The 15,932-nt window shown below is 57.6% G+C and carries 12 protein-coding genes; 6 read left to right on the top strand and 6 right to left on the bottom strand.

What is annotated here, in order from left to right; genetic code table 11:
* Positions 1 to 95 precede the first annotated feature (95 nt).
* A complete protein-coding gene (locus U5A05_RS23000; protein WP_321834996.1) occupies positions 96 to 1,484 on the top strand; it encodes a CYTH domain-containing protein in 1,389 nt (462 codons plus the stop codon).
* Positions 1,485 to 1,529: 45 nt separating this feature from the next.
* On the opposite strand, the gene U5A05_RS23005 is transcribed toward U5A05_RS23000, so the two are convergent.
* The 4 genes from U5A05_RS23005 to U5A05_RS23020 form a co-directional block, all read right to left on the bottom strand.
* Positions 1,530 to 2,099 carry a lipocalin family protein gene (locus U5A05_RS23005; RefSeq protein ID WP_261740128.1) on the bottom strand — a complete coding sequence of 190 codons (570 nt, stop codon included), beginning with the start codon at positions 2,097 to 2,099 and terminating at the stop codon, positions 1,530 to 1,532.
* 21 nt (positions 2,100 to 2,120) lie between these two features.
* Entirely contained in the window at positions 2,121 to 2,375 is a 255-nt protein-coding gene (locus U5A05_RS23010) for an outer membrane protein assembly factor BamE (RefSeq protein ID WP_261740129.1), read from the bottom strand.
* A gap of 222 nt (positions 2,376 to 2,597) precedes the next feature.
* Complete coding sequence (locus tag U5A05_RS23015) at positions 2,598 to 3,608, bottom strand: class 1 fructose-bisphosphatase (RefSeq protein WP_261740130.1); 1,011 nt, start codon at positions 3,606 to 3,608, stop codon at positions 2,598 to 2,600.
* A gap of 242 nt (positions 3,609 to 3,850) precedes the next feature.
* The gene (locus U5A05_RS23020; protein WP_321835000.1) at positions 3,851 to 6,298 is read right to left on the bottom strand and encodes a glycogen/starch/alpha-glucan phosphorylase; all 2,448 of its coding nucleotides are present in this window, start codon (positions 6,296 to 6,298) and stop codon (positions 3,851 to 3,853) included.
* Between the two features lie 265 nt (positions 6,299 to 6,563).
* Here U5A05_RS23020 and U5A05_RS23025 point away from each other — a divergent pair, with 265 nt between their 5' ends.
* The gene (locus U5A05_RS23025) at positions 6,564 to 7,001 is read left to right on the top strand and encodes a YkgJ family cysteine cluster protein (protein WP_037031547.1); all 438 of its coding nucleotides are present in this window, start codon (positions 6,564 to 6,566) and stop codon (positions 6,999 to 7,001) included.
* A 198-nt stretch (positions 7,002 to 7,199) separates the two neighbouring features.
* Here the strand turns inward: U5A05_RS23025 and typA are convergent, their stop codons facing one another.
* Together typA and thiI are read right to left on the bottom strand one after the other, a co-directional pair.
* Positions 7,200 to 9,023: a translational GTPase TypA gene (typA, locus tag U5A05_RS23030; RefSeq protein ID WP_261740132.1), complete on the bottom strand. Its 1,824-nt coding sequence runs from the start codon at positions 9,021 to 9,023 to the stop codon at positions 7,200 to 7,202.
* Between the two features lie 140 nt (positions 9,024 to 9,163).
* Positions 9,164 to 10,618, bottom strand: a complete 1,455-nt coding sequence (gene thiI, locus U5A05_RS23035; RefSeq protein WP_261740133.1) for a tRNA uracil 4-sulfurtransferase ThiI — start codon at positions 10,616 to 10,618, stop codon at positions 9,164 to 9,166.
* Between the two features lie 333 nt (positions 10,619 to 10,951).
* On the opposite strand from thiI, the gene glnA reads away from it, so the two are divergent.
* From glnA to ntrC, 4 genes are all read left to right on the top strand, one after another.
* A complete protein-coding gene (glnA, locus tag U5A05_RS23040) occupies positions 10,952 to 12,358 on the top strand; it encodes a glutamate--ammonia ligase (protein WP_261740134.1) in 1,407 nt (468 codons plus the stop codon).
* Positions 12,359 to 12,563: 205 nt separating this feature from the next.
* Positions 12,564 to 12,956, top strand: coding sequence for a cupin domain-containing protein (locus tag U5A05_RS23045; protein ID WP_425262891.1), 393 nt, complete (start codon positions 12,564 to 12,566; stop codon positions 12,954 to 12,956).
* Positions 12,957 to 13,378: 422 nt separating this feature from the next.
* Positions 13,379 to 14,464: a nitrogen regulation protein NR(II) gene (gene glnL / locus U5A05_RS23050; RefSeq protein ID WP_261740136.1), complete on the top strand. Its 1,086-nt coding sequence runs from the start codon at positions 13,379 to 13,381 to the stop codon at positions 14,462 to 14,464.
* Positions 14,461 to 15,894, top strand: a complete 1,434-nt coding sequence (gene ntrC, locus U5A05_RS23055; RefSeq protein ID WP_261740137.1) for a nitrogen regulation protein NR(I) — start codon at positions 14,461 to 14,463, stop codon at positions 15,892 to 15,894. The genes glnL and ntrC overlap by 4 nt, the downstream gene beginning before the upstream one ends.
* The last annotated feature ends 38 nt before the right edge of the window (positions 15,895 to 15,932 follow it).

Below are 15,932 nucleotides of genomic sequence, written 5' to 3' on the forward strand. Positions count from 1 at the left end.
CATGCGCGGCGTCAGGGCGGCGAGTCCTGTACACTGCACGGCCTTGGCAGCCACACTTTTTCCCGGCTGCGCAACCGTTCCTGGATTTTCCGGCCATGCAAAAAGAAACCGAAATCAAACTGCGCGTCAGCCGCGAAACCCTCGCCGCCTTGCGCGAGCACCCTTTGCTGAAAAAGCGCAACAAAAGTGGCTGGGAAAGCCGTGAGTTGTTGAACCAGTACTTCGACACGCCTGAGCGCGACCTGGCCAAGGCCAAGGTTGCCCTGCGCCTGCGCCGCGATGGCGAAGAAGTGATCCAGACCCTCAAGACCCGCGGCCAAAGCATCGCTGGCCTGTCTGAGCGCAACGAATACGACTGGAACCTGCCTAAAGCCAAGCTCGACGTCAAAAAACTCGACGGCGAATGCTGGCCTGAAGAGCTGGCCGAGCTGGACAAGAAAACCCTCAAGCCTATCTTCACCACTGATTTCGTACGCGAACGCGCTGAAATCTCCTGGGGTCGCGGCAAGGCCAAAGTGGTAATTGAAGCCGCTCTGGACCTGGGCCATGTGATTGCTGGCAAGCAGAAAGAAGAAATCTGCGAACTGGAACTCGAACTGCGCGAAGGCGAGCCGTCTGCCCTGTTGGAGCTGGCCGCAGAGCTGGCCGAGAAGCTGGCCCTGATGCCATGTGACATCAGCAAGGCCGAGCGCGGCTATCGCCTGTTCGACGCCAACAGCTACGCCGTTAACCTGCCAGCTCCCGAGCTGACACCCGAAACGCCGCTGGACGATGCCTTCGCCGCACTGGCCTGGCACTTGCTGGGCAACAGCCAGCGTCTGGCCGAGCAGTATCGTTTCAATGGCCACTGGCGCTTGCTGCAAGACTGGGTTCAGCAGTTGATTGATCTGCGCGCGCTGGTCAGCAGCCTCGGTCAAGCCGCTCCACGCCAATCCACCAGCACCCTGCGCGCTGCGCTGGACGCCCTGCTGGAAGACTGGCGCCCGCTGGTACAGATCGGTCAGGACGACGAAGACGTGCGTAAAGCCGCACCCGAGCAGTTCCTGGAAGAGCTGGAAGACCCGCGCTGGGGCCAGTTCTCGCTGAACACCTCGCGCTGGTTGATGGACCGCAGCTGGACTGTCGATCGCGGCACCACCCGTGGCAACCGCCAGGGCGCTGCACAGCTGCACAGCTGGTTGCCGCGCTTGCTGTCGGATGAGGCAATTGCCTTGCGTCTGAATCGCTACCAGCAGCAACCTGAAGACCTGGCCGAGCAACTGCCGCGCATCGAGCGCATTCAGGCATGGCTGCGTCTGGCGCGTAACGTGCTGGAAATTCCGGAACTGGACCGTTTGTACGGCGAGATGAACAAGCTGCAGGAATTGGCCAACTTGCCAATCACTGACGACGCAGAGCACAACGACGAATTGCTCAACGCTCGCAAGCAGCAAGCCATCGCCGTGTACCAGAACCGCGCGTGGAAGACCCTGCTGCGCGCCTAAGCGCCCAGCCAACACCCCCTGGCGCTTGCCGGGGGGTGCCTTCGCTTATTCCGTGCCTTTGGGCATGTCTGCATCCGGCGTTCGCCAAATCAAACGTGTGGTGTCGTAGCCCTGTTGCTGAGCCTTGCTGAGCAGCTCATCGCGGGTTTGCTGATCAACCTGCGGCTTGCGCGACAACAGCCACAAATAGCGTCGGTCGGGATTGCCCACCAGCGCCGTGCTGTAGTCGTCGCCCACGTACAACACCCAATAGTCACCCTTGGTCACACCCGGCAGCAAGGTCGAAACCCAGTTGTCGAACTCGACCCACAGTTTGTCGGTTTTGCCCTCCACCTGCGGGGTTGCTGTGCCATTGGCCTGCTCCCACTTGCCTTGCGCGGTCAGGCAGCGGTTCAGTACCGCCACGTCGCCGTCAGGTTTCAAGCTGTAGTGGGCCTCGGACTGCGCGCAGTTACGCTGGAAGAACATCGGCAAGCGTGCCTGTTCGTACCAGGTTCCCTGATATCGCTTGAGGTCGACATTTTCGACCGTTTTCGGTGCCAGAGAGTCGCTGCTGGACCCGGCGCACCCGGCCAGCAACACGGCGGCCCCAAGACTGATTAAAAGACGTTTCATTGCAAACGCTCCTGACCTGCCTTACTTCAAGCCCTGCCCCGAGAACATCAACACTTTGTCACCGGCATATTGCACGCTGATAAAACTGTTTTTATCGCCCCAGGTACAGCTCGACATCCCCAGTGCGCCCGAGCAATCGGTTGGGCTGCCCAGCAGTTTTTCAACCTCGGCCTTGGGCATGCCGGTCGACAGCTTCGAGTAATTTTGCTGATTGACCTTGCTGCAAGCGGCCAGCAATACACAGAACGACAACAACGCCAAAGTACGCAATTTCATGAAAAGCTCCTGCATGGGAAGGGCGGCATGGCTGCCTGATGCAAGCTTAGAAGAGAAAAGCGCGAGCGGGTTCCCGAAGGGAGAAAGGATTTGTTTGGCGGGGTCGGACGAGGATTCTGTAGCCGCTGGCGAAGGATGCGATAAGGGCCGCAGGCCCTTCAAGCACAAGCGTTGCTGCGCAGCCCATCGCAGGCTGCGGCAGCGGCTACAGTGTTATGCGTTTTACTCTTTGTGGTAAGCGGTAATGCGCGACACTTCTTCTTTCGAACCCAGGTACACCGCTACGCGCTGGTGCAGGCCTTCAGGCTGGATGTCGAGAATACGCTGATGACCGTCCGTGGACGCGCCGCCCGCCTGTTCCACGAGGAACGACATCGGGTTGGCTTCGTACATCAGGCGCAGCTTGCCCGGCTTGGACGGCTCGCGGCTGTCGCGCGGGTACATGAACAGGCCACCGCGGGTCAGGATGCGGTGTACGTCTGCAACCATGGCCGCAACCCAGCGCATGTTGAAGTTCTTTTCCAGCGGGCCATCTTCGCCAGCCAGCAATTCGCCAACGTAGCGCTGTACCGGAGCTTCCCAGTGACGCTGGTTGGACATGTTGATTGCAAATTCCTGGGTGGTTTCAGGAATGGTGATGTCTTCGTGGGTCAGTACGAAGCTGCCCATTTCACGGTCCAGGGTGAAGCCCTTAACGCCGTCGCCCAGGGTCAGTACCAGCATGGTCTGAGGACCGTAGATGGCATAACCGGCAGCTACCTGCTGGGTGCCTGGCTGCAGGAAGGCCTTTTCATTCAAAGGCTCGTTCTGAGTCAGGTATTCGTTCGGGCAACGCAGTACCGAAAAGATCGTACCCACCGGCGCGTTGATGTCGATGTTCGACGAGCCGTCCAGCGGGTCGAATACCAGCAGGTAGGCACCTTTCGGGTATTTGCCCGGGATCTGGTAGGCGTTGTCCATTTCTTCGGACGCCATACCGGCCAGGTGACCGCCCCATTCGTTGGCTTCGAGCAGGATCTCGTTGGAAATTACATCGAGCTTCTTCTGCACTTCACCTTGTACGTTTTCGGTGCCCATGCTGCCCAGAACACCACCCAAGGCGCCTTTGGACACGGCATGGCTGATCTCTTTGCAAGCACGCGCCACCACTTCGATGAGGAAACGCAAATCAGCAGGCGTGTTGTTGCTGCGGGTCTGCTCAATCAAATAGCGACTCAGGGTAACGCGGGACATGTAAGGCTCCGAACAATGGGGAGGGGGCGAAAAACCCGCGCAGTTTAACGCGAGTTGCGGTGCAAATCTTCTAATCAGACTCAGAACCGACAGAGCGAGTTCTGCTGAAACCTTAAATCAACCGTAAAACCTGTATCCGCTGCCGCAGGCTGCGATAAGTCCCGCAGGGGCTTCGCTATTGAAAACACGGGCCCTGAGGTCTCGATCGCAGCCTTCGGAAGCGGCTACAAAGGCCGCGCAACCTACAACGCTTTCCAGATATCAGTCGCGTACTCACGAATGGTCCGGTCCGATGAGAACCAGCCCATGCGCGCCGTGTTCAACACGGCTTTACGCCACCACTGATCCTTGTCCTGCCACAGATGTTCCACGCGCATCTGCGCATCCCAGTAAGCATCAAAATCGGCACAGACCAGGAAGCGGTCGTAATCAATCAAAGAATCCACCAGCCCGGTGTAACGCGCCGGGTCATCGTGGGAAAACACCCCACCACGAATAGCCTGCAGCACATCATTGAGTCGATGCGAAGCAGCCACATCCGGAGCCGCATGGAACTCGCCATTGCGCTTGCGCGCTTCAACCTGCTGCGAACTGAGGCCGAAGATGAACATGTTGTCCTCGCCGACCCGCTCGCACATCTCGACATTGGCTCCGTCCATCGTACCGATGGTCAGCGCACCGTTAAGGCCAAACTTCATGTTGCTGGTGCCGGACGCTTCGTAGCCTGCGGTGGATATCTGCTCGGACAAATCCGCCGCCGGAATGATGCTCTCGGCCAGGCTGACGTTGTAGTTAGGGATAAACACCACCTTGAGCAGACCGCGCACGGTGGGGTCGTTATTCACGGTACGGGCGATGTCATTGGCCAGCTTGATGATGAGTTTGGCCTGCTCATAGCTGGCCGCCGCCTTGCCGGCAAAAATCTTCACCCGCGGCACCCATTGATTGCCTGGCTCCGCCCGAATCGCCTGATACAGCGCCACGGTGTGCATCAAGTTGAGCAATTGGCGCTTGTACTCGTGAATCCGTTTGACCTGCACATCGAACATCGCCTCAGGATTGACCACGATGCCCAGACGCTCATAAATCAGCGCCGCCAGGGTGCATTTGCTTTGCAGGCGCTGTTCGGCGAAGCGCTTGCGAAAATCGGCGCGCTCGGCGAAAGGCTCCAGTTTGATCAGTTTGTGCTCGGTCTCATCGAGCACATCGACCCCTAGCGCATCCACCAGCATCGCGGTCAACGGCGGATTGGCCTGGAACAGCCAGCGGCGGAAGGTAACGCCGTTGGTCTTGTTGTTGATCCGGTTCGGGTAGAGTTTGTGCAGCTCGGCAAACACGGTGCTGCGCATCAACTGCGTGTGTAACCCGGAGACCCCGTTGACGCTGTGAGACCCCAAAAATGCCAGGTTACCCATGCGCACCCGGCGGCCGTGATCCTCTTCAATCAGCGATACCGCGCGCAGCACGTCAAAATCATGAATGCCCTTGGCCCGTAGCGCATCGATATGGTGCGCATTAATCAGGTAAATGATCTGCATGTGACGCGGCAACAGGCGCTCCATCAAGCCAACGGGCCAGGTTTCGAGCGCTTCGGGCAGCAGTGTGTGGTTGGTGTACGACAAGGTATCGACGGTCACTTGCCACGCCGCATGCCACTCGATGCCGTGTTCGTCGACCAGAATGCGCATCAACTCCGCCACCGCAATCGATGGGTGGGTGTCATTGAGCTGGATCGACACGTGCTCGGCCAGGTTGAGCAGCGTTTCATGGACGTGCAGGTGGCGGCGCAGCAAGTCTTGCAACGAGGCCGAAACAAAGAAGTACTCCTGGCGCAGGCGCAGCTCTTGCCCCGCTTCGTTGCCATCAGCCGGGTACAGAACACGCGAGATACTTTCAGCACGCACCACTTCGGCCACCGCACCCAAATGGTCACCCGCGTTGAAGCGCCCAAGGTTCAAGTCGTGCAGCGCCCTCGCCCGCCACAGGCGCAACGTGTTGACACTGGCCCCGCGCCAACCCACGACGGGCGTGTCATAGGCAATGGCGCGCACCGTCTCGCCTGGCCACCAGATTTGCCGTAACTGGCCCTGATCATCCTGTTTGGTTTCAACCGAGCCGCCAAAGCCGACCGAATACAGCACTTCGGCGCGCTCGAACTCCCAAGGGTTGCCGAAGTCGAGCCAGTTTTCGGTTTGTTCCTGCTGCCAGCCGTCGACGATGCTCTGGCGAAACAACCCGTGCTCATAGCGAATGCCATAGCCGTGGGCGGCAATGCCCAGGGTCGACATGCTTTCCATAAAGCAGGCCGCCAATCGACCCAGGCCGCCGTTACCGAGCGCCGCATCCGGCTCCAGCAGGCGGATGCGCTCCAGATCAACCCCCAGCTCGGTGAGAGCCTCGCGGGCCACCTCCAGCAGCCCCAGATTGCTCAGGCTGTCGTACAACAAGCGACCGATGAGGAATTCCAGCGACAGGTAGTACACCCGCTTCTGATCCTTGCGATAAATCTGTCGCGTGTGGTCCATCCAGTGCTCGACCATATGGTCGCGGGCGGCCAGAGCAATAGCTTCAAACCAGTCATGGTCAAACGCGTGTTCCGGGTCCTTACCCACCGCGTAAGTCAGCTTGGCTACTACAGCGGCACGGAAAGCCGCCACCTGTGCGTCACGAACAAGCGGTTCCTGGGGCATCGATACAACCTCAATCGAGATGGGACGATTTGAAGAACGAGTGGTGTCAGCCTAGACGCTTCAACACAAACAAAATGCTTTGTTTCGGGCTTTTTTGAACAGTTTATTTAAAAAAACTGACGAAGTGAGCGATGCCCCAAAACGAGGCGCAAACGCAGTTGAACGCTTTAAAACATGGCCCTGATCGAAAAACCGGCAAATGGTTGTTCACTCATTCGCCAACCCCGGTATGATCGCGCGCCCTGATGCACGCTGGAATACAAGCCTGATGAAGTCCAACCTGATCGCCGCCGCGGAAATCGACCGTCTCGATACCTGGGCCAAATACTCCGCGCCCATGTGCGGCTCCTGCATTTCCAGCTGCTGCACGTTGCCGGTCGAGGTCAAGATCAAAGACCTGATCCGCATCGGCATCGTTGACGAGTTCGAGATGGGCGATCCGCCGAAGAACATCGCCAAGCGCCTGCAAAAAGAAGGGATCGTGGAGCGCTTCAATCAGAAGTCCGGGATTTTCACCCTGCAGCGCATGAGCAATAACGACTGCCTGTACCTGGATCGCAAGTCGCGCATGTGCACCATCTACGAAATCCGCCCGGACACCTGCCGCAACCACCCTAGAGTGGGCCCGCGTCCAGGGTATTGCGCCTACGTGCCCAAAGCTGTCGAGCGCAAGAACAGCAGCGAAAAGTTGATGGTGTTTTAAAACAGATCGTGTAGCCGCTGCCGCAGGCTGCGATGGGCTGCGAAGCGGCCCTGCTGTTTTGATGAAAAGCCAAGGTCCTTCGGACCTTATCATAGCCTTCGGCAGCGGCTACAGAGTTCAGATATCAAGAAACACAGGCACAAAAAAACGCCCCCGACCGCAAGGTCGGGGGCGTTTTTTTACGGCTAACTAAATAACTTAGTTGTTACCGGATTTTTTCGCAGCGCGGGTACGCTCGCTTTCGCCCAGGATCTTCTTACGAAGACGGATGGACTTAGGCGTTACTTCGCACAGTTCATCTTCTTGTACGAATTCCAGAGCTTGCTCCAGAGTGAAGCGGATAGGCGGAACCAAAGCGATGGTTTCGTCTTTACCCGAAGCACGCATGTTGTCGAGCTTCTTGCCTTTGGTTGGGTTAACGCCCAGGTCGTTGTCGCGGCTGTTGATGCCGACGATTTGACCTTCGTACACGTCTTCACCGTGACCCAGGAACAGTTTGCCGCGAGCTTGCAGGGTTTCCAGCGAGTAAGTCAGAGCCTTACCGGTAGCAACCGAAACCAGAACGCCGTTCTGACGGCCGGACATGTCGCCCGACTTCATCACGTCGTAACGGTCGAAGATCGAGGTCAGGATGCCAGCGCCCGAAGTCAGAGTCAGGAACTCGTTACGGAAACCGATCAGGCCACGTGCAGGGATGTTGTATTCAAGACGAACACGGCCCTTGCCATCCGGAACCATGTTGGTCAGATCGCCTTTACGGATACCGATCTGTTCCATGATTGCGCCCTGCGATTCTTCTGGCAGGTCGATGGTTACGTTTTCGTACGGTTCGTGCTTAACGCCGTCAACCATGCGGATGATTACTTCCGGACGACCAACACCCATTTCGAAGCCTTCGCGACGCATGGTTTCGATCAGTACCGACAAGTGCAGCTCACCACGGCCAGACACTTTGAACTTGTCAGCGGTGTCGCCTTCTTCAACGCGCAGAGCAACGTTGTACAGCAGTTCTTTGTCCAGACGCTCTTTGATGTTACGGCTGGTTACGAACTTGCCTTCACGGCCGCAGAACGGCGAGTCGTTAACCTGGAAGGTCATCGAAACGGTTGGTTCGTCAACGGTCAGCGGCTTCATCGCTTCAACATTCAGTGGGTCGCACAGAGTGTCGGAGATGAACAGCTGGTCGAAGCCGCTGATGCAGACGATGTCGCCTGCCGAAGCTTCTTCAACGTCGATACGGTGCAGACCGTGGTGACCCATCAGCTTCAGGATACGACCGTTACGGCGCTTGCCGTCAGCATCGATAGCCACAACCTGGGTGTTAGGCTTGACGCGACCACGAGCGATACGGCCAACACCGATAATGCCCAGGAAGCTGTTGTAGTCCAGTGCCGAGATTTGCATCTGGAACGGACCGTCACGGTCAACTTGTGGTGCTGGTACGTGGTCAACAATGGCCTGGTACAGCGGGGTCATGTCTTCAGCCATGTCGGTGTGTTCCAGACCGGCAATGCCGTTCAGGGCCGAGGCGTAAACCACTTTGAAGTCCAGCTGTTCTTCGGTAGCACCCAGGTTGTCGAACAGGTCGAAGATCTGATCCAGAACCCAGTCCGGACGCGCGCCTGGACGGTCAACCTTGTTGATTACCACGATTGGACGCAGGCCGGCTTCGAAAGCCTTCTTGGTCACAAAACGGGTTTGCGGCATAGGGCCGTCTTGAGCGTCAACCAGCAGCAGAACGGAGTCAACCATCGACATTACGCGTTCAACTTCGCCGCCGAAGTCGGCGTGGCCCGGGGTATCCACGATGTTGATGTGGTAGCCGTTCCAGTTGATAGCGGTGTTCTTGGCAAGAATGGTAATGCCGCGCTCTTTTTCCTGGTCGTTGGAGTCCATCACGCGCTCGTCGTTGAGCTCGTTGCGCTCCAGAGTGCCGGATTGACGCAAGAGTTTGTCTACCAGAGTAGTTTTACCGTGGTCAACGTGAGCAATGATGGCGATGTTACGTAGATTTTCGATCACTTGTGTATCTCGATCAGAGGATTCGGTGTGCTGACTGAGTCCAGGCAGCGATTAACAGTAGAGTCCGTGCAAGCCGTTACAGCTTGACGGTGGCGTCGGGGGGCCGGTGACGCAGGCCACAGGCATACAGCCCCGGGCTCTTAGCTCGGTCGATAAACGCGCACATTGGCATGTCCCTCACTGAGCAAATGGTGAGCATGCAGGCGACTCATCACGCCTTTGTCGCAATACAACAGGTACTGACGGGTGTCATCCAGTTCCTTGAAGCGGCTGTTCAGTGCATAGAACGGCAACGCTTGTACTTCGATGCCAGCCAGTTCCAGCGGTTGATCTTCCTGAGCATCCGGGTGACGGATGTCGATCACGATCTGGCCCGCCAGCACTTCGCTGACTTCTTCGACTTGCAAGTCCTGGCCCAATTCATCGATTACCCGATCAATCGGCACCAGTTTGGCCTGCTCAAGCGCTCGCTCAAGCACGGCCATATCGAACTGTTGTTCTTCGTACTCCACGCGGTTGCGTTTGGCGTGGGTCTTGGGGTTAACCGAAATAACCCCGCAATATTCAGGCATGTGCTTGGCAAAATCGGCCGTACCGATTTCAACCGCCTGATCAATGATGTCCTGCTTGTGGCTCGCAATCAGCGGGCGCAGCACCAATTTGTCAGTAGCCGAGTCAATCAGCGACAAGTTGGGCAGCGTCTGACTGGAAACCTGGGAAATCGCTTCACCGGTCACCAGTACTTCGATGTCGAGCCGCTCAGCGATACGGGTCGCTGCGCGCAACATCATACGCTTCAAAATGACACCCATATGACTGTTATCGACTTTGCCGAGAATTTCGCCCAAAACCTCTTCGAACGGAACGCTGACAAACAGCACGCGCTGCGAGCTGCCGTACTTCTTCCATATATAGTGCGCGACTTCCATCACGCCCAGTTCGTGGGCACGCCCGCCGAGGTTGAAGAAGCAAAAGTGGCTCATCAGGCCGCGACGCATGATCTGGTAGGCCGCAACTGTGGAGTCGAAGCCACCGGACATCAACACCAGGGTCTGTTCCAGAGAGCCCAGCGGGAAGCCGCCAATGCTGTCGTGCTGGCTGTGAATCACAAACAACCGTTGGTCGCGAATTTCGAAGCGGACTTCAATTTCCGGCTTTTTCAGATCAATTCCAGCCGCCCCACACTCACGACGCAGCTTGCTGCCGACGTATTTCTCGATTTCCATCGAGGTAAATGGGTGCTTGCCACCGCGTTTGCAACGTACGGAAAAGATCTTGCCTGCCAGCGCATCGCCGAAGTGCATTTTGCACTTTTCAACGACGTCATCGAAGTCGCCCAAAGGGTACTCGTCGACTTGCAGGAAATGCGCGATGCCCGGCATGCAGCTCAGGCGCTCGGTCATGTCTTTCAAGGCTTTAGGGTCACTTACGCGCGTTTGCAGCTCGATGTTGTCCCACACGCCCGTCACCACCACAGCCGGGTCCAGATCGCGGAGCACAGTACGGATGTTTTTAGCCAATTGACGGACGAAACGCATCCGAACCGGACGGCTCTTGATAGTGATTTCGGGGAAGACTTTAACGATTAGTTTCATGAAAACAGCGCGCGAGCAGCCTGCCAAAAAAGGGGGGCGCGGATTATAGCGGAAATTGCTCAAGGTTTAACCAGTTATCGTACAAACGGTTTTCAACGCACCAAAATGGAACATAAACCCCGGATTTCGCTTCATTTGAGTGCGATAAACGCCGCTAATCGGTAGTCTGCGACGCTAACCTGCTTGAGATTGGGGCATAAAACCCAAGTCGGGGCACTGGCATGCAATTTGCTCCCTTGTGAGGCAGGTTGCCTTGGCAGAGTATTCGCGCCGGCATCAACCACTTATCAAGGGCTCTCCACTACCAAGCCCTAAGCCACCCCGGAGGACACTATGTCGAAGTCGGTTCAACTCATCAAAGATCATGACGTCAAGTGGATTGATCTGCGCTTCACTGACACCAAAGGCACTCAGCACCACGTGACCATGCCGGCCCGTGATGCGCTCGATGAAAACTTCTTCATCGATGGCAAAATGTTCGACGGCTCCTCCATTGCTGGCTGGAAAGGCATCGAAGCGTCCGACATGATCCTGCTGCCAGACGACAGCACTGCCGTTCTGGATCCGTTCACCGAACAGCCAACGCTGATTCTGGTGTGCGACATCATCGAACCTTCGACCATGCAAGGCTATGACCGCGACCCACGCGCCATCGCTACCCGTGCCGAGGAATACCTGAAGTCCACCGGTATCGGCGACACCGTTTTCGTCGGTCCGGAGCCAGAGTTCTTCATCTTCGACCAGGTCAAGTTCAAGTCCGATATTTCCGGCTCCATGTTCAAGATCTACTCCGAACAAGGTTCGTGGATGTCCGACCAGGACGTGGAAGGCGGCAACAAAGGCCACCGTCCAGGCGTTAAAGGCGGCTATTTCCCTGTTCCGCCGTTCGACCATGACCACGAAATCCGTACCTCCATGTGCAACGCCATGGAAGAAATGGGCCTGGTCATCGAAGTTCACCACCACGAAGTGGCAACTGCCGGCCAGAACGAAATCGGCGTGCAGTTCAACACCCTGGTGAAAAAGGCTGACGAAGTTCAGACCCTGAAGTACTGCGTACACAACGTGGCAGACGCCTACGGCCGTACCGCTACTTTCATGCCTAAGCCTCTGTACGGCGACAACGGCTCGGGTATGCACGTACACATGTCCATCTCCAAAGATGGCAAGAACACCTTCGCTGGCGAAGGCTATGCCGGCCTGTCCGACACCGCCCTGTACTTCATCGGCGGCATCATCAAGCACGGTAAGGCCCTGAACGGCTTCACTAACCCGGCTACCAACTCCTACAAGCGTCTGGTACCAGGTTTCGAAGCTCCGGTAATGCTGGCCTACTCGGCTCGCAACCGTTCCGCGTCGATCCGTATTCCTTACGTGTCCAGCCCTAAGGCTCGCCGTATCGAAGCACGTTTCCCGGATCCAGCCGCTAACCCGTACCTGTGCTTCGCCGCACTGATGATGGCTGGCCTGGACGGCATCCAGAACAAGATCCACCCTGGCGATGCAGCTGACAAAAACCTGTACGACCTGCCGCCTGAAGAGGCGAAAGAGATCCCACAAGTTTGCGGCAGCCTGAAAGAAGCCCTGGAAGAGCTGGACAAAGGTCGTGCGTTCCTGACCAAAGGCGGCGTTTTCAGCGACGATTTCATCGACGCTTACATCGCCCTGAAAAGCGAAGAAGAAATCCAGGTCCGTACCTTCGTACACCCACTGGAATACGAGCTGTACTACAGCTGCTGATCCAGTAACGCTCGCGCAAGCGGCGTGACCTGAAAAAAGCCTCCTACGGGAGGCTTTTTTTATGCGCAACGTCTTACACCAGCCTCAGCAATACCCGGTCAACTTCTCACTCACACCTGACAGCCACCCCAAAGCGCGATCTGTAGTTTGAGCCGACTTCTCAAACGGACGCTGCCATGACACCTGCACACACACCCTCAAAGCCTTGCTCCTGCCCCTCGCCTGCCTCGCGTTGCTCGGGTGCAGCAACAAACCACCCGGTGTACAGGTTGAGCAGCTGCTCAAGACCGGCGAAACCTGGGATGGCACTGCTTACGCCCCGTACCCCACCGGCCAGCCTGAAATTACCGTTGTCAAAATCACCATTCCCGCCAACACCACACTCAATTGGCACGAGCACCCCATGCCTAATGTGGCCTATGTGCTGTCAGGCGAGCTGCAGGTTGAAACCAGGGACAGCCAACAAAAAATCACCGTACGCCCAGGTGAAGCCCTGCCCGAAGTAGTGCAGACCTCCCACCGCGGAACCAGCGGTAACAAGCCCGTTGAGCTGATCGTATTTTATGCCGGTGGCAGCGGCATGCCCCTGTCCCGGTAAGCACCTCGCGGGTAGCTCTTCCCTGGAGCTGCCCCACTTGATCAGCCCAACTGTGGGAGCGAGCTTGCTCGCGAAGGTCCCAAGAGCCACGGTTATCCAGCAAGCGCGCGGTATTGTTCACGACCTTCGCAAACAAGATCGCTCCCACAGAGTGACTGAACAATATTGCCGTACAGCTGGTATTTTGAAGGGACTGAATCTATTCAGCCTCAATGCACTATATTGGTGCAGTAGCTGTTCAGAATGTTCACTTGCCAGCCCAATTTGGTTCAAAACCGCTCGCAACCTGATCAAGAGCGCTACCTAACCGGGCTCAAAGCCCCTATTTCAGGCGATTCGCGCTTCTTTTCAGAGCCTTGGTTTGTTTTTTGCATTTTCCTTGCACCAGCGCCTCACCCGCGCACGCAATCCGGGACCGGCCCATGACCATCAGTGACGCCCTGCACCGACTGTTACTCGATAACCTGACCACTGCCACGCTTTTACTCAATGCCGATTTACGCCTTGAGTACATGAACCCGGCGGCGGAAATGCTGCTGGCGATCAGCGGACAACGCAGTCACGGGCAATTCATCAGCGAGCTGTTCACCGAGTCCACCGAAGCTCTGCATTCCTTGCGCCAAGCGGTTGAACAGGCCCACCCGTTCACCAAGCGCGAAGCCATGTTGACCTCGTTAACGGGCCAGAACCTGACGGTGGATTACGCCGTAACGCCAATCTTGAGCAATGGCGACACCATGCTGCTGCTCGAAGTCCACCCACGCGACCGCCTGCTGCGCATCACCAAAGAAGAAGCCCAGTTGTCCAAACAGGAAACCAGCAAGATGCTGGTGCGCGGGCTGGCCCATGAAATCAAGAACCCGCTGGGTGGCATTCGCGGTGCAGCGCAGTTGCTGGCCCGCCAGTTGCCCGACGAAAGCCTGCGCGACTACACCAACGTGATCATCGAAGAGGCCGACCGCCTGCGTAATCTGGTCGACCGCATGCTGGGCTCCAACAAACTGCCTTCGCTGGCCATGACCAATGTTCATGAAGTGCTGGAGCGCGTATGCAATCTGGTTGAGGCCGAGACACAGGGCAGCATCACTTTGGTGCGTGACTATGATCCGAGCCTGCCCGACCTGCTGATCGACCGTGAACAAATGATCCAGGCAGTACTCAATATCGTGCGCAACGCGATGCAGGCCATCGGCAGCCAGAACGAGCTGCGTCTGGGCCGCATCAGCCTGCGTACCCGCGCCATGCGCCAGTTCACCATTGGTCATGTGCGCCACCGACTGGTCACCAAAATCGAAATTATCGACAACGGGCCGGGCATCCCGGCCGAGTTGCAAGACACCCTGTTCTTCCCGATGGTCAGCGGCCGCCCTGATGGCACCGGGCTGGGCCTAGCCATCACGCAGAACATCATCAGTCAGCACCAGGGGTTGATCGAGTGTGAAAGCCACCCCGGCCACACACTCTTCTCGATCTTTCTACCACTGGAACAAGGAGCCGCATCGACATGAGCCGAAGTGAAACCGTGTGGATCGTCGACGACGACCGTTCTATCCGCTGGGTCCTGGAAAAAGCCTTGCAACAGGAAGGCATGACCACACAAAGCTTCGACAGCGCCGATGGCGTGATGAGTCGCCTGGCTCGCCAGCAGCCCGATGTCATTATTTCCGACATCCGTATGCCTGGCTCCAGCGGCCTGGACTTGCTGGCCAAGATTCGCGAACAGCACCCCCGTCTGCCCGTGATCATCATGACCGCTCATTCCGACCTGGACAGCGCCGTGGCCTCCTATCAAGGTGGTGCGTTTGAATACCTGCCCAAGCCATTTGATGTCGATGAAGCCGTATCACTGGTCAAACGTGCCAACCAGCACGCTCAGGAACAACAAGGCCTGACAGTGGTTCCAGCACTGGCCAGAACCCCGGAAATCATCGGCGAAGCGCCGGCGATGCAGGAGGTGTTCCGCGCCATTGGCCGCCTTAGCCATTCAAACATCACGGTTCTGATCAACGGCGAGTCGGGCACGGGCAAGGAGTTGGTGGCCCACGCCCTGCACCGCCACAGCCCACGGGCCGCGTCGCCGTTTATTGCGTTGAACATGGCAGCGATCCCCAAGGACCTGATGGAGTCCGAACTGTTCGGCCACGAAAAAGGTGCCTTCACCGGAGCCGCGAACCTGCGCAGGGGCCGTTTTGAGCAAGCCGATGGCGGTACGCTGTTCCTGGATGAAATCGGCGACATGCCTGCCGACACCCAAACCCGTCTGCTGCGGGTTCTGGCCGATGGCGAGTTCTACCGGGTTGGCGGCCACACGCCGGTCAAGGTCGACGTACGGATCATCGCTGCTACCCACCAGAACCTCGAAACCCTGGTACAGGCTGGCAAGTTTCGCGAAGACTTGTTCCACCGTCTGAACGTGATCCGCATCCATATCCCGCGCCTGTCGGACCGTCGCGAAGACATTCCGACCCTGGCCCGGCACTTTCTCAGCAGCGCCGCGCAAGAGCTGTCCGTGGAGCCCAAGCTGCTGAAGGCCGAAACCGAGCAATACCTGAAAAACCTGCCGTGGCCAGGCAACGTGCGCCAGCTTGAAAACACCTGCCGCTGGATCACGGTAATGGCTTCGGGCCGCGAAGTGCATATCAGCGACTTGCCGCCCGAACTGCTGAACCTGCAGCAGGACACTTCTCCAGTGACCAACTGGGAGCAAGCGCTGCGCCAGTGGGCCGACCAGGCGCTGGGCCGTGGCCAGTCCAATTTGCTCGACAGTGCAGTGCCTACCTTTGAGCGCATCATGATCGAGACCGCGCTCAAGCACACCGCAGGCCGACGCCGCGATGCCGCCGTGCTGCTGGGCTGGGGCCGCAACACCCTGACTCGCAAAATCAAGGAACTGGGCATGAAGATCGATGGCGACGAGGATGACAGCGACGAAGCTTAAGTACCTGCCACACACCTTCCCTGTGGGAGCGGGCTTGC

Origin of the sequence: Pseudomonas kulmbachensis (assembly GCF_963681935.1) — a bacterium.
Lineage (GTDB): Bacteria > Pseudomonadota > Gammaproteobacteria > Pseudomonadales > Pseudomonadaceae > Aquipseudomonas > Aquipseudomonas kulmbachensis.

Excerpts from the sequence above, each read along its gene's own strand:
- U5A05_RS23005 (WP_261740128.1), bottom strand. The coding sequence starts at position 2,099 with ATGAAACGTCTTTTAATCAGTCTTGGGGCCGCCGTGTTGCTGGCCGGG.
- U5A05_RS23020 (WP_321835000.1), bottom strand. The coding sequence starts at position 6,298 with ATGCCCCAGGAACCGCTTGTTCGTGACGCACAGGTGGCGGCTTTCCGT.
- glnA (WP_261740134.1), top strand. The coding sequence starts at position 10,952 with ATGTCGAAGTCGGTTCAACTCATCAAAGATCATGACGTCAAGTGGATT.
- U5A05_RS23010 (WP_261740129.1), bottom strand. The coding sequence starts at position 2,375 with ATGAAATTGCGTACTTTGGCGTTGTTGTCGTTCTGTGTATTGCTGGCC.
- U5A05_RS23015 (WP_261740130.1), bottom strand. The coding sequence starts at position 3,608 with ATGTCCCGCGTTACCCTGAGTCGCTATTTGATTGAGCAGACCCGCAGC.
- glnL (WP_261740136.1), top strand. The coding sequence starts at position 13,379 with ATGACCATCAGTGACGCCCTGCACCGACTGTTACTCGATAACCTGACC.
- U5A05_RS23000 (WP_321834996.1), top strand. The coding sequence starts at position 96 with ATGCAAAAAGAAACCGAAATCAAACTGCGCGTCAGCCGCGAAACCCTC.
- thiI (WP_261740133.1), bottom strand. The coding sequence starts at position 10,618 with ATGAAACTAATCGTTAAAGTCTTCCCCGAAATCACTATCAAGAGCCGT.
- ntrC (WP_261740137.1), top strand. The coding sequence starts at position 14,461 with ATGAGCCGAAGTGAAACCGTGTGGATCGTCGACGACGACCGTTCTATC.